Source organism: Serratia sp. K1WW1 (genome assembly GCF_055790865.1).
Genome location: NZ_CM147697.1, coordinates 2185520 through 2208306 on the forward strand (window position 1 = coordinate 2185520; position 22787 = coordinate 2208306).

Consider the following 22787-nt stretch of genomic DNA (forward strand, 5'->3'; position numbering starts at 1 on the left):
CATGGCTTACATCACCCCCGAATTGGCCGCCAGCCGCGCCGTAAGTTTGCCCGAACTGCTTTCCAGCCGTGAATGCCGGCAGGCACGGCAACAGGCGTGGCTGGCGCGCCATCCTACCGCCACGTTGGTGGTGCTCACTCTGGTGGTGCCGGGGGCGGTGAAAGACAGCCCCATGACACGGCGCGTGTTCAATCTGGGAAGGCAAGCCCTGCAACAGATGTATCGCCAGCAAGGTTGGCTTTGTTTGCAGCAGAAGACCCTGGCGCTGCCCACTGGCTGCGAAGGCTATCTGGCGCTGCAAGCCGATGCCCGCGCGGTGAAAGAGGCCACCATCCAACTAGAAAGCCAGCAGCCGATTGGCCGCCTGTGGGATATCGATGTGCTGACCCCGCAAGGGAAGATCCTGTCACGGCGTGAACTTGGTCTGCCTGAACGCAGCTGTCTGCTGTGTGACCAGCCAGCCAAGATTTGCGCCCGCCAACAGAGCCACAGCACCGAACAACTGCTCACTGCAATGGAAAGGATGCTCAATGATGCACTCCCAGCCTGATTGGCAGCCGACGGTTACAGATCTTTCGCACAGCCAGCGCTTTGCCCGCGACGCCTATCGGGCGCTATTGGTGGAGGTCAACCTGACGCCGAAACCGGGGTTGGTCGATCGCCACAACAACGGCGCGCATCGCGACATGGATATTGGCCATTTCTACCGCAGCTCAAGGGCGATTGGCCGGTGGCTGCCCTACTTTATCCGCCAGGGTATGGCCGACGCCGCTTTGCCCGCCGAGCAGCAGCTTGCACGCCTGCGCCCATTGGGCATGGCCTGTGAAGAACAGATGTTCCACGCCACTGGCGGCATCAATACCCATAAAGGCAGCGTGTTCTCGCTGGGGCTGTTGTGCTGCGCCTTTGGCCGCTTACAGCAACAACAACGGCAGATTGACGCCCAAAGCCTGTGTAGCGAAGTGGCCGAGATGTGCCGTGGGTTGGTCAGCCGGGAGCTGCAACGTAACAACACGGGCCAGACGGCAGGGCAACGGCTATTTGCCGAGTTTGGCCTGAGCGGTGCCCGTGGTGAGGCCGAATCCGGCTTTCAGCGGGTGATTGACGGCTCGTTGCCGCTGTATCGCCAGAGGATCGCCAGTGGGTGTGGCGAACAGGTCGCGCTGTTGGACAGCCTGCTGTGGCTGATGGCGCATAACGATGATACCAACGTCGCCTCGCGGGGCGGCATTAAAGGGCTGCGCTGGTTACAACACTATGCCAGCCAGTTATTGGCACAGGGAGGGGCAGGCGCTGCGCAAGGAATTGCCCGTTTACGGCAGTTCGACGTTGCATGTATCGCCCGCAATCTTAGCCCCGGCGGCAGTGCCGATTTATTGATAGTCACCTGGCTGTTGGCGCAGTTGCCGCAGGCGGGGGCTTAAAAAAATAACGAAGCCTTCAGGAGAAGTGTCCATGTCCGAAACCAAAGAGAAAATCTGGAAAGCGATCGCCCCGTTGGTGGTGCTTGCCGTCCTGTTAATGATACCCACGCCGGAGGGCATGCCACCGCAAGCCTGGCGTTACTTTGCCATCTTTGTGGCGATGATCGTCGGTATGATCCTGGAGCCGATCCCGGCCACGGCGATCAGCTTTATTGCCGTGACCGTCAGCGTGCTCAGTTCCAACTGGGTGCTGTTTGGTGCCGAAGAGCTGGCCAATCCCAGCTTTAAAGCCGGTAAAGAGGCGCTCAAATGGGGGCTGGCCGGATTCTCCAGTACCACCGTCTGGCTGGTGTTTGGGGCCTTTATCTTCGCGCTGGGCTACGAGGCCACCGGGTTAGGGCGCCGCATCGCGCTGTTCCTGGTGAAGTTCATGGGCAAACGCACCCTGACGTTGGGCTACGCGGTGGTGATCATCGATATCATGTTGGCGCCGTTTACCCCGTCCAATACCGCGCGTACCGGTGGCACCGTGTTCCCGGTGGTGAAGAACCTGCCGCCGCTGTTTGATTCCTTCCCGAACGATCCTTCCTCACGCCGCATTGGTGGTTACCTGATGTGGATGATGGTGGTGGGGACCAGCATCAGTTCCTCCATGTTTGTGACCGGCGCGGCACCTAACGTGTTGGGCATCGAGTTCGTCAACAAGATTGCCGGGATCAATATCACCTGGATGCAATGGTTCCTGGCCTTCCTGCCGGTTGGGCTGTTGCTGCTGATCGTTGCGCCGTTGATTTCCTACTACCTGTATAAGCCAGGCGTAACCCACAGCAATGAAGTGGCTGGCTGGGCCAGTACGGCTCTGGGGGAGATGGGGAAACTGACCCGCAAAGAATATACCCTGATCGGCCTGGTGTTACTCAGTCTGTGTCTGTGGGTGTTCGGCGGTAAAATTTTGGATGCGACCACGGTGTGCTTGCTGGCGGTATCGCTGATGCTTGCCCTGCACGTGGTCAGTTGGAAAGACATCACCAAATACTCCAGCGCCTGGAATACCCTGGTTAACCTGGCAACCTTGGTGGTGATGGCCAGCGGCCTGAGCCGCTCCGGCTTTATCGACTGGTTTGCCACCACCATGAGCACCCATCTGGACGGTTTCTCACCGAAGATGACGGTCGTCCTGCTGGTGCTGGTGTTCTACTACGCGCACTACCTGTTTGCCAGCCTGTCGGCCCACACTGCGACCATGCTGCCGATGATCCTGGCGGTAGGTAAAGGCTTGCCGGGCGTGCCGATGGAGCACCTTTCCATCCTGCTGGTGTTGTCTATCGGTATCATGGGGGTATTGACCCCGTATGCCACTGGCCCAGGGGTGATCATCTATGGCTGTGGCTATGTGAAGTCGAAAGACTACTGGCGTCTTGGTGGCATCCTCGGCGTGGTCTATATCGCGGCGCTGCTGTTGATCGGCTGGCCAATTCTTAGCTTGTGGTATTAAGTTAATCGGCGGCCATCCACGGATGGCCGCTGTTGCAATCCCTTCCCCCGTGACGCCCGTCACACACTTTCATGTTGAACGCCGTCATTATACAAATCCAACGTTAACCTATTCAAAATAATCATATTTAGGGAGCCTCTGCGGATGAGAAAAAAAACGTTATTACTTTGCCTGCCTTTGCTGTTCAGCGGCACCGCCTTTGCCGAGAACGACGGTTATCAACTGGAGCAGGTGCTGGTGATGAGCCGCCACAACCTGCGAGCACCGCTGGCGAACAACGGCAGCGTGCTGGCACAGTCCACGCCGAAAGCCTGGCCACAGTGGGATACCCCAGGTGGCTTGCTGACCACCAAGGGCGGCGTGCTGGAAGTGTATATGGGCCACTATTTCAACGCGTGGCTCAAGCAGGCGGGCATTTTGCCGCAGGAAGGTTGCCCAGCCGCTGACAGCGTTTACGTGTATGCCAACAGCCTGCAACGCACGGTAGCCACCGCGCAGTTCTTTACCAACGGCGCATTCCCAGGCTGCGACATCAGCGTGCATCATCAGGAGAAAATGGGGGAGATGGATCCTACCTTCAACCCGATTATCACCAACAGCAGCGAAACCTTTAACCAGCAGGCGTTGAGCGCCATGAATGCCGAGCTGGCATCGCTGAAGCTGGACGCCTCCTACAAACAGCTCGAGCAGATCATCGACTACAAAGACTCTCCCGCCTGCAAGATCGACAAGCAGTGCAACCTGGCCACTGAACCGAATAAAATGAGTGCGGTACCGGGGAAAGAGCCAGGCGTTTCTGGCCCGCTGAAAGTGGGTAACTCGCTGGTGGATGCCTTTATGCTGCAGTATTACGAAGGCTTCCCGATGAAAGACGTGGCCTGGGGCAAGATTGTGACGCCGCACCAGTGGCAGCAGTTGGCCAAGCTGAAAGATGGCTATCAGGATTCGCTGTTCACCTCGTCGGTCGTCGCCCAGAACGTTGCCAAACCGCTGCTGACCTACATCAACTCGGCGCTGATTAGCGAGCGCAAGGCGGATTCACCGAAGCTGACCGTGCTGGTGGGGCATGATTCCAACATCGCTTCCTTGCTGTCAGCGATGAAGTTCAAGCCGTATGAGTTGCCGAAGCAGTATGAGAAGACCCCGATTGGCGGCAAGCTGGTGTTTCAACGCTGGCATGATGGCAAGGGCGATCGCGACCTGTTGAAGATTGAGTATGTCTACCAATCCACCGAACAGTTGCGTAATGCCGAACCGCTGACGCTGAGCACCCCGCCGCAGCGCGTCACCCTGGCGCTGGAAGGCTGCCCGGTAGATAAAGACGGCTTCTGCGCCTGGAGCGATTTTGAAAAAACCATGAAGGACGTCTTGCAATAACTGTGCTGCCGGGGCGAACCGTTTCGCCCCGGCCTGCCGCGCGGTATATACTGTCTCAACGGACCCCTTGTCACGGATGAAACGTGCTCTCTTCTTTTATTCTCAATGCTGAATTACTGCCGGTTGACGGCTTTGCTGGCCTGATCGCGCAGTGTCATTTCTCTGTCGCGGATTATCACGACGATCTGTTTGCTGCCGCCGGTATAGACTTCCCTGAACATGTCGCATCCGCAGTCGCCAAACGTAAGGCGGAATATCTTGCCGGGCGCTATCTGGCGCGCTGGGTGCTGGCAGAGTTGGGGCATCAGGATTTCACCTTATTACGTGGGGAGAAGCGTGAACCGCTCTGGCCCGCCGGGATTGCCGGGGCGATCAGCCACAATAATGATACGGCGCTGTGTGCCGCTCAGCATGAGCGTGGGGCAGGTGGCGTGGGCATTGATGTGGAAACGCAGATGCCATCTGTACGAGCAGAAGAGTTGTGGAGCGGCATCGTCAATGAGAACGAATGCCAGTGGTTACGCCAACGGCCACAGCCCTTTAATCTGCTGTTGACGCTGGTATTTTCCGCCAAGGAAAGCCTGTTCAAGGCGCTTTACCCGCAGGTACGCTGCTACTTTGATTTTATGGATGCGCGGATCGTCGGGTTGGATATGCAGGCGCAGACCTTTGAGCTGGAGTTGCTAACAACGTTGACGCCACGATGCCAAGCAGGCCGCTGCTTTGGCGGGCGTTTCTGGTTGCAAGGTGACGCCGTAACAACGTTTATTTATTTTTGAAATCAGCGTATTACTACCTGCGGCGTCGTAGCAGATGGCGCGCACCTTCCAGCACAAGTAACATGACCGCCAGCCAGATCGGGATATAGGTCAGCCATTGGTTGGCGTTAATGGTTTCACCCAATAGCAGCGCGACGATCACCAGCAATACCGGTTCTACATAGCTCAGCAGGCCAAACAGGCTGAAGGGGAGCAGGCGGCTGGCCAGGATATAGCACACCAGCGCCAGCGCGCTGATAATGCCCAACAGCGGGATCTGCAAATACAGCAGCGGTTTGGCCGTCAGTGCCGCCAGCGGTTCTGAGCCACCAAGGGCAAACAGCGCGGCAACTGGCAGCATCAGCGTCAGTTCACACCACAACCCGCCCAGATGATCGGTGCCCAATCGGCGGCGCAGAATAAAGTAAACCGGATAACCTAGCGCGACGACCAGCGTTGACCAGGAAACACCACCCACCTGGATCAGCTCATTACCCACGCCAACCAATGCACATAGGGCCGCCATTTTTTGCAGCACAGACAGGCGATCGCGGAAAAACACTCGCCCTGCCAACACCATGGTCAGCGGCAGCAGGAAATAGCCGAGCGAGACATCCAGTGCCATGCCGTGCAGCGGTGCCCACAGGAATAACCACAGTTGCACACCCAGTATTGAGGTGGTCAGCAGCAATAACAGCACGCGTTGCGGACGCTGCCGTAGCCAGTGCAGCATCTCTTTCACCCGCGCCCAGTCGCCGGAAAACAGCATAAACAGCGTCAGAAACGGCAGCGTCAGCAGGGTGCGCCAGCCATAGATTTCCTCGCCGTCGAGTGGGGTTAGCATTGAGGTGTAGTAATACATTACGCCGAACAGCAGGGAAGCGACGACGGAAAGTATGATGCCTTTGATCACCAGCGCTCCTGATTATTAATGGAATTTCCTGCGGCTACTCTAAGGTTATTTAGCTCTAACAACAATGAATTACGCCGGGCTGGACAACAACGGCCAAGCGGTTAGAATTATACCTGTGTATTTATCCAGGTAATGACGATGACAATCGATCTGTTTGAAGATGCGCTGCCGCCGCCCTGGCGTGAGGAAATCGCGCCGGGGGCGGTGGTATTGCACGGCTTTGTTCGCGATCACGGGCCGGAACTGCTGGCGGCGGTCAACGGCGTGGTGGCACAGGTGCCCTGGCGGCATATGACCACGCCGGGCGGCTTCACCATGTCGGTGGCCATGAGCTGGTGCGGCAACGGCTGGAACAGCGATAGCAATGGCTACCGCTATTCGCAACGCGATCCCGGTACTGGCAAAAGTTGGCCAGAAATCCCGGCAATTTTGCTGGCTTTGGCCGATGAAGCTGCTTTGCAGGCCGGGTTCGGCCATTACGTCCCGGACTCCTGCCTGATGAACCGCTACGATCCGGGCAGCAAGCTTTCGCTGCATCAAGATAAAGACGAGCATGATTTTACGGCACCGATCGTTTCGGTATCGCTTGGGCTACCGGCCGTTTTTCAGTTTGGTGGCCTGCAGCGCAGCGACAGAACGCGGCGCATCCCGCTGGCCCACGGTGACGTGGTGGTCTGGGGCGGCCCGTCGCGGTTGTGTTTCCACGGCATCATGCCGGTGAAAGAGGGCTATCATTCGCTGGTGGGGTCACACCGCATCAATATCACCCTGCGCAAGGCGCTTTAACGCGGGTTCCTGGCCTAAACTGGCCACCAGATAATCGATAAACACTCGCAGCTTGGGGGGCAGATGCTGGGTTGGGGCATACAGCAGCCACAGATCGCCATGATAGCTGCTGAGGAAATCCCACTCTGGCAACACCTGCACAATCTCACTGCTGGCCAGCGCCTGGTGGGCGGTAAAATAGGGCAGGCTGCCAATACCGATATGCTGTTTCACCGCGTCCAGCCGAACCCCGGTGTGGTTGGCGGCATAACGCCCCCGGACATTGACCGAAACCGTCTTGCCGTTGCGGCGAAAACGCCAACGCGCGTCGCTGGGCGTCTCCCCCAGGTAAATACAGCTATGCTCCGTCAGGTCTCGTGGGTGACGCGGCGTGCCCTGTTGGGCCAGGTAATGCGGAGTGGCGCATAGCAAATGTTCGATGGTCATCAACGGGCGGCCGATCAGGCCCGGTGACGGTCGGTCGGTGATGCGCAGCGCCAGATCGACCCGATCGTCGATCAGATCCATATAACGGTCCTCCAGCCGCAGATGGACATCCACCTGCGGGTAGCGCCGTAAGAACTCTGGCATATGGGGGTGCAGGACAAAGTGCCCGACGGCCTTCGGTACGCTGACGCTGATTGTGCCTTCCGGCTCTGAGCTGCTCTGGCCGCTGATGGTCAACACTGAGTTGGCGGCATCCAGCATGGTGCGGCAGCGCTGAAACACGGCTTCGCCTTGCTCACTCAGGCGCAGTTTGCGGGTGGTGCGGTGCAACAGCCGTACGTTCAGCGCTTGTTCCAACCTGGCAACGCTGCGGCTGGTGGCAGAAGGCGAGCTGCCTAACTGGCGGGCGGCGGCGGAGAAGCTGCCGCTTTCCACCACCTGAACAAAAACGGCCATTTCAACCAGCAGTGCGGTGGAAAGATTTGTGCTCACGGCGCAAAGGTCCATTGTAGTGAAGACGGATTATCAGCCGATTATGGCACGAATATAATAACGGCGTTAACCAGGAGAAAGCCCATGACCGAACGACTTTATTATTATCACGATGATTTGCAGCTCCAGGCACGGGTATTGTCCTGCACGGCGCAAGAGGATGGCATCTATGCGGTGCAGTTGGATGCCACGCTGTTTCACCCACAGGGGGGCGGGCAGCCGAGCGATAGCGGCACGATCGGCGGTGTAGCGGTATTACGTGTTGCCGCACAGGGTGAGCAACTGCTCCATTATCTGGCCGAGCCGTTGCCCTGTGGCCCGGTCACTCTGGAGATCGACGGCGAGCAACGCCACTTGCATACCCGCTGGCATTCTGCCGGGCATCTGATTGGCTGGCTCGGCGAAAACCGGGGCTGGCAGCCGGTGAAAGCGCACCATTGGCCGGGGGAAGGGCGCATTACCTTTGCAGCGGGCGCACAGGCAACTGAACTGCAACCAGAATATTTGCAACAACGGCTGACGGACTTGATCGCCGCCGACTTGCCACGCAGGCAGCAGGAACAGCAAGGCGTCCGTCAGGTTGGGTTTGGCGATCTGCCTGCCTATGGCTGCGGTGGCACCCATGTGCGTTCGCTGGCGGAGTTGGGCAAGGTGCAAATTATCGCCGTCAAGATGAAGAAAGGGCAGTTGATTGTGCAGTATCAGGTAGCATAACCAAGGGCACCCTCTCTATTTTCCTGACCCTGCATTGCGTAACTGCGTACAGAAGGCGCACTGGCAGCCCATGACCGGCACGGCTGCACAGGTGCTGGTATTCACGGCCTGCATTGCCATGAAATGAAAACCGTAAAACTGATTTACCAGCTGCTTTTCAATGCTGGGAGCCTTTGCTGGTGGTAATTCGTGTTGGCGAGGTTGGAAGGCGGTAGCCTTGCCAGCCAGCAGGCTAAGGAATAACAAAGAAAGCTGTGCCTTCATGCTTTATCTCCTGCAAGACGAAAATGATACATTATAACAAAATCGGTTTATTGCCAAGCCACCTGCCTTGTGCGTTTTCTATCATTAGTTAGCTAAATTAGTTCGTTCAACTCCGTGCCGTTTTGGTTTGTTATCTACCCCATAACAAACCGACATAAAGAAGGCACGGCACCCATGTTTAATTTTCCTTTCAAGACGTTAACCAGCGGACTGGCAGTGGTATTAGGCGCTGCGGCTGCGGCGAGCCCGGCCATCGCGGCGGTGCAGGGCGGCACGCTGATCTATCTGGAGCAGCAGGCCCATACCAATCTGTATCCCCCTTCAGGCGGTTTTTATCCCAATGGCGGTATCCTTAATCAGATCACCGACAAGCTGACCTACCAGAACCCGAAAACGCTGGAGATCGAACCCTGGATCGCCGAGTCCTGGTCCAGCAACCCTGATAAAACCGAATACACTTTTAAACTGCGCCCCGGTGTGACCTTCTCCGACGGGACACCGCTGGATGCCAACGCGGTAGCCAAGAACTTTGATACCTACGGCTTGGGCAATAAAGCGCTGCGCTTGCCGGTTTCCGAGGTGATCAACAACTATGACCACAGTGAGGTCATCGATCCGCTGACGGTCAAATTCTATTTCAAACGCTCGTCCCCGGGCTTCCTGCAAGGTACCGCGACCATCGGCTCTGGGCTGGTGTCGCTCAGCACGCTGAACCGCCAATACGATGAACTGGGTGATGCGCGCCATATTATCGGCTCTGGCCCGTTTGTGGTGAGCGGTGAAACCCTGGGGCGTGAGGTCGATCTCAGCGTACGCCAAGACTATCGTTGGGGACCAGCCAAGCTGGCTCAGCAAGGGCGGGCCAATCTGGATGCCATCAAGGTGATCGTCACCCCGGAAGACAGCGTACGGATTGGCGCGTTGCAGGCCGGGCAGGCGGACTTTATTCGCCAAATCCAGGCTTACGATGAGAAGCAAACCCAGGATCAGGGCTTTACGATTTATGCCGCACCAACCCGTGGCGTCAACGACAGCATTGCCTTCAGACCAGACAATCCGCTGGTGGCCGATATCCGCGTGCGGCAAGCGCTGCTACATGCCACCGACAGCAAACAGATCGTCGATACGCTGTTCTCCGCCAATTATCCACAAGCCAAATCGGTGATTGCCTCCTCGGCAGCCGGTTTTGTCGATCTCTCCGATAAATTGACCTTCGATTTGGCGAAAGCTAATCGCCTGCTGGATGACGCCGGTTGGCAAAAAGGCAGCGATGGTCTGCGTCAAAAAGACGGTAAAAAGCTGTTGTTAACGGTGTATGAATCGTTGCCGCAGCCGCAAAACAAGGCGGTGCTGCAATTGGTCTCGCAGCAATGGGGCAAGGTGGGAGTTCGGCTGAATATTCTGGCAGGTGATGCGGGCAGCCGGGTGGCAGATAACCTCGATCCGCAAAAGACTCCGGCTTCGGTAGTGGAGGTGGGCCGTGCCGATCCCGATGTGATTAAAAGCCAGTTTTATCCCACCAACCGTGATGGCCTGTTGCAGCAAGGTGGCACCAGCCAGAACAGTAAATTTATCGACAATTCGCTGAACCAACTGCTGCTGGGGATCGCCTCTGAGGTGGATCCGGCCAAGCGCTTGCAGATCGCCGGTGAGGCTCAAAAGTATCTGCTGGATCAGGCCTATGTGATCCCGTTCTTTGAAGAGCCGCAGGTCTTTGCCGGTGCTCCCTATCTGAAAGGCGTCAACTTTGAAGCCGTGGGTCGGCCAAGCTTCTATGGCGCGTGGTTAGAGAAACGCTAAGCCCGAGCTGCCTGCACCCCTCACCCCAACCCTCTCCCCAAAAAGGAGAGGGAGCCAGTTCAGCGTGGTGGTCAGGTGCGGAGTAAATCGAGGTACGGACAGTTCTGCCAATATGAGCACCAGTATAAAACGTGGCACGGATTGTCCCCTCTCCCTGTGGGAGAGCCGTGGGTCGGCCAAGCTTCTATGGCGCGTGGTTAGAGAAACGCTAAGCCCGAACTGCCTGCACCCCTCACCCCAACCCTCTCCCCAAAAAGGAGAGGGAGCCAGTTCAGCGTGGTGGTCAGGTGCGGAGTAAATCGAGGTGCGAACAGTTCTGCCAATATGAGCACCAGTATAAAACGTGGCACGGATTGTCCCCTCTCCCTGTGGGAGAGGGTTAGGGTGAGGGGTCACAACGCCATATTCGAGGAGATAAAGATGCTGAAATACCTGAGTGGCCGAACCGGGCAGGCGTTGCTGGTGCTGTGGGCGGCATTTACCCTGTCGTTTATCTTGCTGCAGGTGCTGCCCGGCGACGCGATCCTGATTAAATTCCAGAACCCGGATATGGGGCTTAGCCCTGATCAGATCGCCGACATGCGCGCCGCCTACGGTGCCGATGTGCCCCTGTGGCAACAATATCTGCATACGTTGGGGAATTTCCTGCGCGGTGATTTGGGCTATTCGATCCAGAACGGCGTGCCGGTCAGCGCTTTGCTGGCTGCCAACCTGCCCGCCACCCTGCAATTAGCGGTGCTGGGTTTCACGCTGGCCTTGCTGTTGGCGCTGGTCATTGCCTTTGTCGCCAATCTGATCGGTTTTGGCTGGCTGAAATCGACGCTGCAATCGCTGCCTGCGTTGTTTGTGTCGGTTCCCACCTTCTGGCTTGGCATCGTGTTGATCCAGATCTTTTCATTCCGGCTGAAACTGGTGCCGATCATCAATCCAGGGGAGTGGATTGGGCTGCTGTTGCCGATCGCCACCCTGGCAATCCCAATCTCTGCCCCGCTGGCGCAGATCCTGATCCGCAGCATCGATAGCGTGCAAACCCAACCGTTTGTGGCGGTGGCGCGTGCCAAAGGGGCTAGCCGTAGCGGAGTGCTGTGGCGGCATGTGGCGCGAAACGCGATGCTGCCGGTGCTGACCATTGCGGGCATTCTGTTTGGCGAACTGATCGCCGGGGCATTGATCACAGAAACCGTATTTGGCCGCAGTGGCCTGGGGCAACTGACGCAGCAGGCGGTCGTGAACCAGGACGTGGCGGTGTTACAGGCGGTAGTGATGATCTCTGCTGCCGCCTTTGTCTTCCTCAATCTGCTGGTCGATCTGCTGTTCCCTCTGCTCGATCCCAGATTGAAAACCTATGCAGGAGCGACCCGATGAGCAGTATTCCGTTGGAAAAATCCGTGATGCCGGAACGCGATCTGTCCGGCGGGGAAACCGAAGGTAGTTTACCCACCGCCAGGCGCGCTCAGCGGCGTTATCCGCTCAGCCTCGGGCTGGCCTGGGCCGTGCTGGCGATCGCTGTGCTATGGGCGATCGCCCCGGAGATATTTACTGCGTACAGCGGCACGGAAGGAATTGCCGGAGCACAACGTCTGGCACCGGGTGGTGAACATTGGCTGGGCACAGATCCACTGGGCCGCGATCTCTACGCCCGGATCGTGTATGGCGCATCGCACACCTTATCCGCAGCGTTGGTTGCTGTGGCGTTGGGGCTGGTTGTGGGGACGTCGTTGGGCGTGGTCGCCGGGGCTTTGGGCGGCATCGTCGATGATATTGTGATGCGTTTGGTTGATGTTTTACTGTCGATCCCTGGGTTGCTGCTTTCCTTGAGCGTAATCATCCTGCTGGGATTCGGTACGGTGAATGCGGCGCTGGCTGTGGGGATCTCGTCGGTGGCCAACTTTGCGCGTCTGGCCCGTGCGGAGGTGCTGCGGGTGCGGCACAGCGACTACGTTGAGGCGGCCTACGGTAGCGGTGGGCACTTTTGGACGGTGTTATGGCGCCATATTCTGCCTAATTCGCTGACCTCGGTGATTGCATTCTCTGCCCTACAGTTTGGCAATGCCATTCTGGCGATCGCCACCCTGAGCTTCCTGGGATACGGCACGCCACCGCCCACGCCGGAGTGGGGATTGCTGATCGCCGAAGGGCGTAACTACATCTCAACGGCCTGGTGGCTAACTACCTTCCCCGGCCTGATGGTGGTTGCCGTGGTGCTGGCGGCCAACCGAATCAGCCATGCATTAGGGAGCGCGCGCCGATGAACCCACAGACAACCGTTTCACCCGCGCCACTGCTGGCACTGGATAACGTTTCTATCGCCTATCAGCAGGGCAACAGTAATCAGCGGGTGGTGCACAACGTTTCTTTTACCATTCAGCCGGGGGAGGTCGTTGCCCTGGTTGGGGAATCGGGATCGGGTAAAACCACCACGGCCCAGGCGATTATCGGCCTGCTGGCGGAAAATGGCCGCCTGGAGCAGGGGGCGATCCGGCTTAATGGCACCGATATTGCGCACTGGTCTACGCGCCAGTTGGATGCGGTGCGTGGCGCGCAGATAAGCCTGATCCCGCAAGACCCCGCCAGTTCGCTGAACCCGGTTAAAACCATCGGTGAGCAGGTTGCCGAGATCATCAATATTCACCAACGTCTGCCACGCAAGCTGGTACAGCTTCGGGTAGTGGAGTTACTCACTCGCGTGGGTTTGACTCACCCCGAGTTGCGGGCGCGCCAGTATCCGCATGAACTTTCCGGCGGCATGAAACAGCGGGTGCTGATTGCCATCGCTATTGCGTTACGGCCCGCGTTGATTATCGCCGACGAGCCGACCAGCGCGCTGGACGTGACGGTGCAAAAACGCATCCTCGATCTGATCGACGAACTGCGTCAGGAGTTTGGCACGGCGGTGCTGTTCGTCACCCACGATTTGGGCGTGGCGGCGGAACGGGCCGATCGGCTGCTGGTATTTCGTCAGGGCAGGGTGCTGGATCAGGGGCAAACGGCGGCGGTATTGCAGGCACCGGCGCATGAGTATACCCGCCGCTTGTTTGCCGATGTGCCTTCGCTGGCTTCCGTTGCTCCGCCAACTATCGTCCGTAAGGCGGAACCGGCGATCGTCGTCAATGAACTGGTGAAGGATTTCCGTTTTGCTGGCAGAGGCGGGCAGGCGTTCCGTGCGTTGGATCGAGTGTCTTTCAGCGTACAGCGCGGCACCACTCATGCGTTGGTCGGCGAGTCTGGCTCCGGTAAAACCACTTTGGCCCGCTGCCTGCTGGGTTTTCAGCGGCCGGATGCTGGGCAAATCATCATCGACGGCGTCGATTTTACCCGGCTGAAGGGCGAGGCGCTGCGCCAGTTTCGGCGGCGTATCCAACTGGTCTATCAAAACCCCTTTGCTTCGCTCGATCCGGCGCAAACCCTGTATCAGGCGATTGAAGAGCCGTTGCTCAACTTTGAGCCTGTCGCCAAAGCAGAGCGTTACCGGCGGGTGAGGGAATTGTTCGAGCGAGTCGCTCTGCCTGCCGAACTCCTGACGCGTAAACCGCGTGAACTTTCAGGGGGCCAGCGCCAACGGGTTGCCATCGCTCGTGCTCTGATACTGCAACCTCGGGTGCTGGTATTGGATGAAGCTACCTCGGCGCTGGACGTCACCGTGCAGGCGCAAATCCTGCGCTTATTAGAGCAGCTACAGCGAGAGTTGGGGCTGACCTACCTGTTTATCTCGCACGATCTGGCTACGGTGCGGCAAATCTCGCACTGCGTCTCGGTGCTGTGCCGTGGACAACAGGTTGATGCAGGCACTACCGCCGAGGTATTTACCCGGCCCGGCAGTGACTATACCCGCCAATTGATTGCGGCCATTCCTGGCCGTGCGATGTACCAAACTTTAAAGGATGCCTCATGAGCGCTAAACGTCTCGGCTTTTTTACCCGCCTGCTGGATAACGGCAGTGCTCAGGAACGTTACCGGCTGGCCACCGAGCAAATTGTCCATGCTGAACGCGCCGGGTTTGATACCGCCTGGGTAGCACAGCACCATTTTCATCAGGATGAGGGCGGCTTACCTTCACCCCTGGTTTTTTTGGCTCAGGCCGCGGTGCATACCCGGCATATTCGTTTGGGGACTGGAGTGATCACCTTGCCGATGGAGTCTGCCGTTCGCGTGGCGGAAGATACGGCGGTATTGGATCTGCTCTCTGGTGGTCGGTTGGAAGTGGGGCTGGCGGCTGGCGGAACTCCGTCTTCGTTTAGCGCTTTTGGTATTGATGCCGAGCGGCGTAATGCGGCGTTTAACGATAATTTACGCATTCTGCTGGACGCCTGGAGTGGTGAGGCGCTCGGCAACGCCGCCAACCGTCTTTATCCGGCCGCTCCCCAACTGAAAAAACGCGTCTGGCAAGCCACCTTCTCGGTTGACGGTGGGATCCGGGCTGGTAAGGCTGGAGATGGGCTGATGTTGTCACGGACTCAACCCAGGCCGTCAGATGCACCGGATACGCCACTCGATGAGCTGCAAAATCCGATTATTGATGCCTATCTCGCCGCGCTGCCGCCTGGGGTAGAGCCCCGCATCATGGGATCGCGCACCGCTTTTGTGACTGAAGATCAGAACCGTGCGCGGGATTTTGCTGCACAGGGGCTTAGCCGTGGATTGGAGCGCTTACGCGCCAGTGGGCATCAGGTGCGGGATGAGTCGCTCGACGGTCTGATCCGCGCTTTTGATGTGCATCTCGGTACGCCAGAGCAGGTGATCGCCTCGTTGCAACGCGATAGCGCGCTGGCCCGCGTCACCGATCTGGCGTTTCAGGTGCACTCTATCGATCCGCCACACGCCTATATTTTGCGCTCCATTGAGCTGATAGCTCGCGACGTTGCACCGGCACTGGGCTGGCAGCGGCGCAATCCTGCCACGTTGGCTTATTCACATCACGCAGAGGAAAACGTATGACCGACACCCAGGATCATCTGACCAGACTGGCTGAAATCGCCCCAGACTCTCCTTTGGCACAGGCCAGAGCAACACGTCAGGCGGCAACCGACGGGATTGAGGCTAGCTATCAGAGGCTGTTCGCGCCACAGGATGCGGGCGGTTTTGGGATTGCGGAGCGCCTGCTGTTGGCGCAGCGTATCAGTGAATGGCACGGCGATCGGCAACTGGCGGCGCATTATGCCCAATTGCAGCAGACTCAGCCCGCTGACGGCCCACGTTTGCAGGCCGCATTGGATCACGCAGAACGCCTGGCCTTCAAACCTGCCGGGGCAGAAGCCAAACACTTGCAGGCTCTGCAACAGGCGGGGTGGTCATTGGATGACATCGTCACGCTTTCACAGCTGATCGCCTTTGTCAGTTTCCAGAGCCGTCTGCTGTACGGCTACCGCTTGCTGGCAGGATTGCCGGTAGCGACCAGTGGCCGTGCTCCCGTTCGAGCTTCCGCCTGGCGCACCGCGAGTCATACAGCCAGTGGCCGCCATGCACCGCCTGCGTTCACCAGCCAGGAGTTGGGATGGGAGCCCTGGATTGCGGCTAAACCCTTGGAGGCGTTTGACGAACCGGGAAAAGCCTTGCTGACCAAGTTCGGTCACGCGGATTCTGACTATTTCCGTTTGTTGGCGCGCGATCATGCGGTGTTGGAACAACGAACCATCACGGATCGGGCCATTTTCTACACCGCTGGTGGTCTGGCCCGCCAGGATCGTGAGTTGGCTGCGGCGGTGGCCAGCAAGGTGAACGGCTGTATTTACTGTGCCTCGGTGCATGCGCGTAAAGCGGCGCAGTTATCCAAAAGGGCAGAAGAGGTGCAGCGCTTGCTGGATATCGCGCCTGGAGGGGTCTTGAGCGAGGGGCAGGAAGAGGATTGGCGTACGCAAATAGACTTTGCCGCAGCGCTTTCGGCCACGCCACCGCAGGCCAATGCGGCTCAGCTGGTTGCGTTACGCGAACAAGGGCTGGGCGAACTTGAGTTGTTGGACCTGGTGCAGGCGACGGCCTTCTTTGCCTGGGCCAACCGGTTGATGCTTACGCTCGGCGAGCCTTATGACGATTGAGTCATCCGGTGTTAAACAGCAAAAAGCCCGCTTAGTTGCCTAAGCGGGCTTTTCTAAATATGGCTCCTCTGACTGGACTCGAACCAGTGACATACGGATTAACAGTCCGCCGTTCTACCGACTGAACTACAGAGGAATCGTGTGAACGGGGCGAATAATAGCGGTGCCGATGGGGCTTGTAAAGCATGAAAATGCACAAATGTTCCGTTTGTCGAGGTTGTGAGCAAATTGGCTTGTTTTCCAGCAGGTTAAACTTTATCACTGACAGACAGGCCGCTATCATTGCAGGCCGGGCACACTTTGTAAGTTAATCCCGAATTTTTCGGGGGGCTGATATTTTAAAGGCTAAACCCAAGAAAATTCCTAATTATAGAGCAGGGGAGTGAGCTTGTTCGCTAAGATATTTCCTGTAATTTTCATGGATTATTCCTAGTGATCGATGGAAAAATAAGTTTAAGGATTATCATCAAGTCCTGTATTTTTAATACAACAATCAGAGTGCCTCGGATAAATCTTTAGATCGCGCTGTCGCTATGGAAAAACATCCGGGTACGTGTGGAGTAAATCGCCAAAAAATGCGTTTTTAATAATATAAATATCTATTTTTAATCATGGGGGATAGTCATTTTCATTAGGAAAAACGGGGGTTGCGATGATAGCGGCGGAAATCGTTAGGATTTCATTTATGTCATTGTTTTTAATCTGTTTTGTTTTATTGTTTGGCGCTTTTTTTTACCAAGAAATCAGAATGAATGCTGCTGTATGCGGGAGACTGTCTTTGTCCTTACTTGGCGGCAAGCGCCGTTTTTGCCCAGCAACTCGGCGTTCATGCCCGCTTGCAGAGTTGCTGGATATTAAAAATACCAGTATTATTTTGCACTTCATAAACGTCGTGGGCAGGTTAAATCGCTGGCAAGTTGCAGGTGCCTTATTGCGCTATGCAGGTCACCGGTGAAGCCCGGTTAAGTATTCGTTAAGTTAATAGACCATGGCGAACGTTGCAAGAGTAGGGGGCAATGAGCGGCCATAGTATAGTTCCAGTGAATGTTTGCTACTGAAGAGCCTCCCCTATATCATTGCTGAAAAATGCTCATATTATTTATCCAGGATATAGCCGATCTGGTCTGAGTTGACCTGTCGGTAACGGAATTTTTTGAAAGGAATTATCGATGATAAGCACCCAAAAGAACCTCTGTTTAGGCGTAATACTGTGCAGTGGTTTGTTGCTGGCAGGATGCCAGAAAACCGCACAGACCCGTTGGCAAGAATCCCCACCAGCGACCACCGTACAAGCTCCCCCTCAACAGATCAGCGTGTCCCCACCGCCACAACCGGCTGTCGAAGAAACCAAAACCAGCAAGATTGGCCTTTGCCAAAGCGAGTTGGCGTCACTCAAGCAGGTCAATCCGAAGGCTTACGCGGCCAAGCAGGCCAACTTTAACCGTCTGGTGAACAATGCCTCGGTTTATGGTGCGGTACGCGGCGATGTCAATGCGACAACCAAAGATACCCTTGATGCGTTGTACAAATACAAGACCAATCAGCTATGTGCCGAGATCGAACGTGACGTCCTGCAAGGCTTGATCCAGAGAGGGGAAAGCGTGAAATGAAACGCAGGATATATTGCGGTGCCTTGTTGACGTTGGCGTTGCCGCTAGGAGTAGTAAGGGCTGAGGAGGTGGTTACTCCCGATGCCCATGCGTTGAATTCACTGGACGCGATCACACGCCAGGTGGATGAGGCTCCGGCACTCCTGTTTCTGACGCCTTCACAACTGGATACAGCAGAACCTGCAAGACCCAAAAGTAGTAAACCTGCCAGCAGCAAACCTAACGCACTGGCAAAGTCGGCGGATGAAAGGGGCAGTGAGCGTATTCGCGAGATGAAGACGCTGCAGGCAACCATCAATCAGCTGAAAGCCAAAGTTACCAGCCAGGAAGCGGCTCTCGAGCAGTTGCGTAAAACGCAATCTCAGTCAGCGGGCTCTTCTGCAGAGTTGGTGCGTCTGCAACAAGCCATTGAGCAAAGCCAGCGGGAAAATGCGCGGCTGCAGCAGCAGCTTGCCGCACAGGCCAAGGAAAGCGAGCGGCAGATGCAGCAAATGAAGCTGCAACAGCAGGAGCAACGTAACAGTTCGCAATTGCAGCAACAGTTGGCAGCGCAAACTAAAGATAACGAACAAAAAGCGCAACAGATCAAGCAACTGCAGCAAACGTTACAGCAAAATCAGCAGGCCATAGCCCAACTGCAGGATCAACTGTCAGCGCGTAGCAAAGAGAATGAACAGAAGTCTCAGCAGGCGATGGCGAAGCTGCAGGAGCAACTGGCTGCCCAAACCAAAGACAGCCAGCAGAAAGCCGAGCAGGTGAAACAACTGCAACAGGCGGGTGCCAAGTTGCAAGAGCAGCTGACGGCGTATGCTAAAACTAACGATGAAAAAGCTCAGCAGGCCAAGCAGCTGCAACAAAATCAGCAGGAGGTGGCGAAACTGCAAGCACAGTTGGCTGCCCAGGCCAAAGACAGTGAACAAAAAGCCTTGCAGGTAACACAGCTGCAAGATCAACTGTCAGCACGTAGCAAAGAGAATGACCAGAAATCCCAGCAGGCGATGGCGAAGCTGCAGGAGCAACTGGCTGCCCAAACCAAAGACAGCCAGCAGAAAGCCGAGCAGGTGAAACAACTGCAACAGGCGGGTGCCAAGTTGCAAGAGCAGCTGACGGCGTATGCTAAAACTAACGATGAAAAAGCTCAGCAGGCCAAGCAGCTGCAACAAAACCAGCAGGCGTTGGCGAAGCTCCAGGAGCAGTTAGCCACCCAGACCAAAGACAGTGAATACAAAGCCCAACTGGTCAAACAACTGCAAGAACAGCTGACGACACGCAACAAAGAATCGGCGCAAAAAAGCCAGCAGGCGATGGCAAAGCTGCAAGAACAGTTGGCTGCGCAAACCAAAGACAGCGAGCAGAAAGCCGAACAAATTAAGCAGTTGCAGCAGGCCAGCGCCAAGCTGCAAGAGCAACAGATCGCGGCTCAAACCAAAACTACCGATGAAAAAGCGCAGTTGGCTGCGCAACTACAGCAAAACCAGCAGGCGTTGGCTAAGCTGCAGGAACAGTTGGCTGCCCAGACCAAAGAGCGTGAGCAAAAGGCCCAGCAGGTAACACAGCTGCAAGATCAGTTGGCGGCGCGAAGCAAAGAGAACGAACAAAAGACCCAACAGACGATGGCGAAGCTGCAAGACCAGCTGGCCGCTCAGACCAAAGACAGCGAGCAGAAAGCCGAACAGGTAAAGCAGCTGCAACAGGCGAGCGCCAAGCTGCAGGAGCAGTTGACGGCTCAAGCCAAAGTTAACGATGAAAAAGCCCAGTTGGCTACACAGCTACAGCAAAACCAGCAGGCGTTGGCGAAGCTGCAGGAACAGTTGGCTGCCCAGACCAAAGAGCGTGAGCAAAAGGCTCTGCAGGTAACACAGCTGCAAGATCAATTGGCGGCGCGCAGCAAAGAGAACGAACAAAAGACTCAGCAGGCGATGGCGAAGCTGCAAGATCAGCTGGCCGCTCAGACCAAAGACAGCGAGCAGAAAGCCGAACAGGTGAAGCAGCTGCAACAGGCGAGCGCCAAGCTGCAGGAGCAGTTGACGGCTCAAGCCAAAGTTAACGATGAAAAAGCCCAGTTGGCTGCACAGCTACAGCAAAACCAGCAGGCGTTGGCGAAGCTGCAGGAACAGTTGGCTGCCCAGACCAAAGAGCGTGAGCAAAAGGCTCTGCAGGTAACACAGCTGCAAGATCAGTTGGCGGCGCGTAGCAAAGAGAACGATCAGAAGACACAACAGGCGATGGCGAAGCTGCAAGACCAGCTGGCCGCTCAGACCAAAGACAGCGAGCAGAAAGCCGAACAGGTGAAGCAGCTGCAACAGGCTAGCACCAAGTTGCAGGAGCAACTGACCGCGCAAACCCAGGGTCTTGATGAAAAAAACCAGCAGTTGAAACAACTGCAGCAAAACCAGCAGTCGTTGGCAAAACTGCAAGAACAACTGGCCGCTCAGACCAAAGACAGCGAGCAAAAAGCCGAACAGGTGAAGCAGCTGCAGCAGACCAGCGCCAGGCTGCAGGAGCAGTTGACCGCGCAAACCAAAGATAATGAGCAGAAAGCGCAGCAAGTGATGCAGCTGCAACAAAATAAGCAAACCGTCGCAGAGTTGCAGGCACAGCTAGTCATCCAGACCAAAGACAGCGAGCAAAAAGCCGAGCAGGTGAAACAGTTGCAACAGGCCAGTAGCAAGCTGCAAGAGCAACTAGCCGCACAAACCAAAGCCAATGATGAGAAAGCGCAACAGCTGAAACAGCTGCAGCAAAACCAGCAAGAGCTGGCCAAGCTGCAGGCTCAGTTAGCTACTCAGGCCAAGGAAAGCGAGCAGAAAGTGCAGCAGGTCAAACAGCTGCAGGAACAGTTGGCGGCTTCCAGTAAGGATAATGAGCAGAAAGCCCAGCAGGTGAAGCAACTCCAGCAAGGCCAGCAAGAGTTGGCCAAGTTGCAGACTCAACTGGCTGCCCAGGCCAAGGATAGCGAACAAAAAGCGCTACAGGCCAAGCAGCTGCAGGAGCAATTGGCGCTTAATAACAAAGATTTCGTGCAACAAGCTCAGCAAATGAAGAAATTGCAGCAAGAACTGCTGACGTTGGCGAAACTGCAAGATCAACTGACCGTGCAGACCAAAGACAGTGAACAGAAAGCGCAGCAGATAAAACAGCTGCAAGAACAGTTGACGGTTTATGGCAAAGACAACGATCAGAAGGCTCAGCAGGTTAAACAACTCCAGCAAAGCCAGCAGGAACTGGCGAAGTTGCAGGAGCAGTTAGCCGCTCAGACCAAAGACAGTGAGCAGAAAGCGCAGCAGATTGCCCAGTTGCAGCAGGCCAGTCAGCAGTCGAACACCAAGCTGCAGGAGCAGTTGGCCGCTCAGACTAAAGACAGCGAGCAGAAAGCCCAACAGATCGCTCAGTTGCAGCAGGTGGGTCAGCAAGAGAGTGCCAAGCTGCAAGAGCAATTAGCCGCTCAGACTAAAGACAGCGAGCAGAAAGCGCAGCAGATCGCTCAGTTGCAGAAGACGAGTCAGCAGGAGAGTGCCAAGCTGCAAGAGCAGTTGGCCGCACAAACCAAAGACATCGAGCAGAAAGCCCAGCAGATCGCCAAGTTGCAGCAGGCGAGTCAGCAGGAGAGTGCCAAGCTGCAAGAGCAGTTAGCGGCTCAGACCAAAGACAGCGAGCAGAAAGCGCAGCAGATCGCCAAGTTGCAGCAGGCGAGTCAGCAGGAGAGCGCCAAGCTGCAGGAGCAGTTAGCGGCTCAGACCAAAGACAGCGAGCAGAAAGCGCAGCAGATCGCTCAGTTGCAGCAGGCGAGTCAGCAGGAGAGCGCCAAGCTGCAGGAGCAGTTAGCGGCTCAGACCAAAGACAGCGAGCAGAAAGCGCAGCAGATCGCTCAGTTGCAGCAGGCGAGTCAGCAGGAGAGCGCCAAGCTGCAGGAGCAGTTAGCGGCTCAGACCAAAGACAATGAGCAGAAGGTGCAGGAACTTGCCCAGCTACAGCAAAAGCTGACTGCAGCCGAGAAAAAGCAAACGGCTGGCACGTCGGTGGTCAAGGAACCTAAAACGCAGGTGGAAAAACGCGATTATGCGATCGGTACCGCGTTGGGTAATGACATCCTGGATTTGCTCAACAGCAAAAAGACGCAGGGTGTAGATGTGAACCGCCAACTGGCGCTAGCGGGTGTCACCGATGTGATCAATGGCCAGACCAAACTGGCCAAAGAACAGATTGCCAAAGCCTTGTATGAAAGCGAGTTGGAGCTGAACGATCAGCATAAAAAGATCAAACAGCAGAACGAAAAGCAAGGCAGCAGCTACATCGATAAGTTCAAGAAGCAGCCACGCGTCGTTCAGTCTAAGCAAGGCTTCTATTACCGCATCGATTATGTTGGCGATAGCGTGATTGGTGAGGGTGATACCGTCGCCGTGGTGGTTAAAGAGAGCTTGACCGACGGTAAAGTGATCAAGGATATGGATCTGGCTGGCACTTCAATTTCACAGCCGCTGAGCGCCTATCCACCGCTGTTCCGCGAAGCGCTAGGTAAGTTGAAGAACCACGGTAACATGACGCTGGTGGTGCCACCTGAACTGGCCTATGGCGAGAAAGGCATGGCGCCGGATATCCCACCGGGCGCGACCATGGTCTATAACGTACGCATCCTGGATGTGATACCGGCCTCCGAGCAAAAAGCTCCGTAACCCTATAGCAAACCCGCCAGACG

At 56.4% G+C, this 22787-nt stretch carries 19 protein-coding genes and 1 tRNA gene; 16 read left to right on the forward strand and 4 right to left on the reverse strand.

Annotated elements, in window-relative coordinates; all coding sequences use genetic code 11:
• Position 1 precedes the first annotated feature (1 nt).
• From citX to ACX9GU_RS09835, 5 genes are all read left to right on the forward strand, one after another.
• Positions 2–550 carry a citrate lyase holo-[acyl-carrier protein] synthase gene (citX, locus tag ACX9GU_RS09815; RefSeq protein ID WP_473194618.1) on the forward strand — a complete coding sequence of 183 codons (549 nt, stop codon included), beginning with the start codon at positions 2–4 and terminating at the stop codon, positions 548–550.
• On the forward strand, positions 531–1424 hold the full coding sequence (citG, locus tag ACX9GU_RS09820; RefSeq protein ID WP_473194619.1) for a triphosphoribosyl-dephospho-CoA synthase CitG: 894 nt from the start codon (positions 531–533) through the stop codon (positions 1422–1424). Before citX ends, citG begins: the two co-directional genes overlap by 20 nt.
• A gap of 31 nt (positions 1425–1455) precedes the next feature.
• Positions 1456–2919: an anion permease gene (locus ACX9GU_RS09825; RefSeq protein WP_071680960.1), complete on the forward strand. Its 1464-nt coding sequence runs from the start codon at positions 1456–1458 to the stop codon at positions 2917–2919.
• 144 nt (positions 2920–3063) lie between these two features.
• A complete protein-coding gene (gene agp, locus ACX9GU_RS09830) occupies positions 3064–4296 on the forward strand; it encodes a bifunctional glucose-1-phosphatase/inositol phosphatase (protein WP_473194620.1) in 1233 nt (410 codons plus the stop codon).
• Positions 4297–4379: 83 nt separating this feature from the next.
• The gene (locus ACX9GU_RS09835; RefSeq protein ID WP_473194621.1) at positions 4380–5075 is read left to right on the forward strand and encodes a 4'-phosphopantetheinyl transferase family protein; all 696 of its coding nucleotides are present in this window, start codon (positions 4380–4382) and stop codon (positions 5073–5075) included.
• Between the two features lie 13 nt (positions 5076–5088).
• Here the strand turns inward: ACX9GU_RS09835 and rarD are convergent, their stop codons facing one another.
• Positions 5089–5967 (reverse strand): EamA family transporter RarD, encoded by an 879-nt coding sequence (rarD, locus tag ACX9GU_RS09840; RefSeq protein ID WP_473194622.1) that lies wholly within the window; start codon positions 5965–5967, stop codon positions 5089–5091.
• A 138-nt stretch (positions 5968–6105) separates the two neighbouring features.
• Here rarD and alkB point away from each other — a divergent pair, with 138 nt between their 5' ends.
• Entirely contained in the window at positions 6106–6753 is a 648-nt protein-coding gene (alkB, locus tag ACX9GU_RS09845) for a DNA oxidative demethylase AlkB (protein ID WP_021180310.1), read from the forward strand.
• Here the strand turns inward: alkB and ACX9GU_RS09850 are convergent.
• Complete coding sequence (locus tag ACX9GU_RS09850; RefSeq protein WP_473194623.1) at positions 6715–7671, reverse strand: LysR family transcriptional regulator; 957 nt, start codon at positions 7669–7671, stop codon at positions 6715–6717. The genes alkB and ACX9GU_RS09850 overlap by 39 nt on opposite strands.
• Before the next feature lie 84 nt (positions 7672–7755).
• Between ACX9GU_RS09850 and ACX9GU_RS09855 the strand changes: the two genes are divergently transcribed.
• Positions 7756–8385: an alanyl-tRNA editing protein gene (locus ACX9GU_RS09855; RefSeq protein ID WP_473194624.1), complete on the forward strand. Its 630-nt coding sequence runs from the start codon at positions 7756–7758 to the stop codon at positions 8383–8385.
• Positions 8386–8400: 15 nt separating this feature from the next.
• Here ACX9GU_RS09855 and ACX9GU_RS09860 read toward each other — a convergent pair whose 3' ends face one another.
• Complete coding sequence (locus ACX9GU_RS09860; protein ID WP_473194625.1) at positions 8401–8649, reverse strand: hypothetical protein; 249 nt, start codon at positions 8647–8649, stop codon at positions 8401–8403.
• 174 nt (positions 8650–8823) lie between these two features.
• On the opposite strand from ACX9GU_RS09860, the gene ACX9GU_RS09865 reads away from it, so the two are divergent.
• The 6 genes from ACX9GU_RS09865 (at position 8824) to ACX9GU_RS09890 (ending at position 16481) form a co-directional block, all read left to right on the forward strand.
• Entirely contained in the window at positions 8824–10449 is a 1626-nt protein-coding gene (locus tag ACX9GU_RS09865; protein WP_473194626.1) for a TIGR04028 family ABC transporter substrate-binding protein, read from the forward strand.
• 420 nt (positions 10450–10869) lie between these two features.
• On the forward strand, positions 10870–11814 hold the full coding sequence (locus tag ACX9GU_RS09870; RefSeq protein WP_473194627.1) for an ABC transporter permease: 945 nt from the start codon (positions 10870–10872) through the stop codon (positions 11812–11814).
• Positions 11811–12701: an ABC transporter permease gene (locus ACX9GU_RS09875; protein ID WP_473194628.1), complete on the forward strand. Its 891-nt coding sequence runs from the start codon at positions 11811–11813 to the stop codon at positions 12699–12701. Before ACX9GU_RS09870 ends, ACX9GU_RS09875 begins: the two co-directional genes overlap by 4 nt.
• The gene (locus ACX9GU_RS09880) at positions 12698–14341 is read left to right on the forward strand and encodes a dipeptide ABC transporter ATP-binding protein (RefSeq protein ID WP_473194629.1); all 1644 of its coding nucleotides are present in this window, start codon (positions 12698–12700) and stop codon (positions 14339–14341) included. Before ACX9GU_RS09875 ends, ACX9GU_RS09880 begins: the two co-directional genes overlap by 4 nt.
• Positions 14338–15384: a putative FMN-dependent luciferase-like monooxygenase gene (locus ACX9GU_RS09885; protein ID WP_473194630.1), complete on the forward strand. Its 1047-nt coding sequence runs from the start codon at positions 14338–14340 to the stop codon at positions 15382–15384. Before ACX9GU_RS09880 ends, ACX9GU_RS09885 begins: the two co-directional genes overlap by 4 nt.
• Positions 15381–16481 carry an alkylhydroperoxidase domain protein gene (locus ACX9GU_RS09890; protein WP_473194631.1) on the forward strand — a complete coding sequence of 367 codons (1101 nt, stop codon included), beginning with the start codon at positions 15381–15383 and terminating at the stop codon, positions 16479–16481. Before ACX9GU_RS09885 ends, ACX9GU_RS09890 begins: the two co-directional genes overlap by 4 nt.
• Positions 16482–16541: 60 nt before the next feature.
• On the opposite strand, the gene ACX9GU_RS09895 is transcribed toward ACX9GU_RS09890, so the two are convergent.
• Positions 16542–16617: transfer RNA gene (locus ACX9GU_RS09895), tRNA-Asn, on the reverse strand.
• 549 nt (positions 16618–17166) lie between these two features.
• On the opposite strand from ACX9GU_RS09895, the gene ACX9GU_RS09900 reads away from it, so the two are divergent.
• The 3 genes from ACX9GU_RS09900 to ACX9GU_RS09910 all read left to right on the forward strand — a co-directional run bounded on the left by ACX9GU_RS09900 (position 17167) and on the right by ACX9GU_RS09910 (position 22764).
• Complete coding sequence (locus ACX9GU_RS09900; protein ID WP_473194632.1) at positions 17167–17436, forward strand: hypothetical protein; 270 nt, start codon at positions 17167–17169, stop codon at positions 17434–17436.
• A 214-nt stretch (positions 17437–17650) separates the two neighbouring features.
• A complete protein-coding gene (locus ACX9GU_RS09905) occupies positions 17651–18091 on the forward strand; it encodes a hypothetical protein (protein ID WP_473194633.1) in 441 nt (146 codons plus the stop codon).
• Positions 18088–22764, forward strand: a complete 4677-nt coding sequence (locus ACX9GU_RS09910) for an FKBP-type peptidyl-prolyl cis-trans isomerase N-terminal domain-containing protein (RefSeq protein ID WP_473194634.1) — start codon at positions 18088–18090, stop codon at positions 22762–22764. Before ACX9GU_RS09905 ends, ACX9GU_RS09910 begins: the two co-directional genes overlap by 4 nt.
• The last annotated feature ends 23 nt before the right edge of the window (positions 22765–22787 follow it).

Excerpts from the sequence above, each read along its gene's own strand:
- ACX9GU_RS09870 (WP_473194627.1), top strand. The coding sequence starts at position 10,870 with ATGCTGAAATACCTGAGTGGCCGAACCGGGCAGGCGTTGCTGGTGCTG.
- agp (WP_473194620.1), top strand. The coding sequence starts at position 3,064 with ATGAGAAAAAAAACGTTATTACTTTGCCTGCCTTTGCTGTTCAGCGGC.
- ACX9GU_RS09880 (WP_473194629.1), top strand. The coding sequence starts at position 12,698 with ATGAACCCACAGACAACCGTTTCACCCGCGCCACTGCTGGCACTGGAT.
- citG (WP_473194619.1), top strand. The coding sequence starts at position 531 with ATGATGCACTCCCAGCCTGATTGGCAGCCGACGGTTACAGATCTTTCG.
- alkB (WP_021180310.1), top strand. The coding sequence starts at position 6,106 with ATGACAATCGATCTGTTTGAAGATGCGCTGCCGCCGCCCTGGCGTGAG.
- ACX9GU_RS09875 (WP_473194628.1), top strand. The coding sequence starts at position 11,811 with ATGAGCAGTATTCCGTTGGAAAAATCCGTGATGCCGGAACGCGATCTG.
- ACX9GU_RS09825 (WP_071680960.1), top strand. The coding sequence starts at position 1,456 with ATGTCCGAAACCAAAGAGAAAATCTGGAAAGCGATCGCCCCGTTGGTG.
- ACX9GU_RS09860 (WP_473194625.1), bottom strand. The coding sequence starts at position 8,649 with ATGAAGGCACAGCTTTCTTTGTTATTCCTTAGCCTGCTGGCTGGCAAG.
- ACX9GU_RS09905 (WP_473194633.1), top strand. The coding sequence starts at position 17,651 with ATGATAAGCACCCAAAAGAACCTCTGTTTAGGCGTAATACTGTGCAGT.
- ACX9GU_RS09855 (WP_473194624.1), top strand. The coding sequence starts at position 7,756 with ATGACCGAACGACTTTATTATTATCACGATGATTTGCAGCTCCAGGCA.
- citX (WP_473194618.1), top strand. The coding sequence starts at position 2 with ATGGCTTACATCACCCCCGAATTGGCCGCCAGCCGCGCCGTAAGTTTG.
- ACX9GU_RS09890 (WP_473194631.1), top strand. The coding sequence starts at position 15,381 with ATGACCGACACCCAGGATCATCTGACCAGACTGGCTGAAATCGCCCCA.
- ACX9GU_RS09900 (WP_473194632.1), top strand. The coding sequence starts at position 17,167 with ATGTCATTGTTTTTAATCTGTTTTGTTTTATTGTTTGGCGCTTTTTTT.
- ACX9GU_RS09885 (WP_473194630.1), top strand. The coding sequence starts at position 14,338 with ATGAGCGCTAAACGTCTCGGCTTTTTTACCCGCCTGCTGGATAACGGC.
- ACX9GU_RS09865 (WP_473194626.1), top strand. The coding sequence starts at position 8,824 with ATGTTTAATTTTCCTTTCAAGACGTTAACCAGCGGACTGGCAGTGGTA.
- ACX9GU_RS09910 (WP_473194634.1), top strand. The coding sequence starts at position 18,088 with ATGAAACGCAGGATATATTGCGGTGCCTTGTTGACGTTGGCGTTGCCG.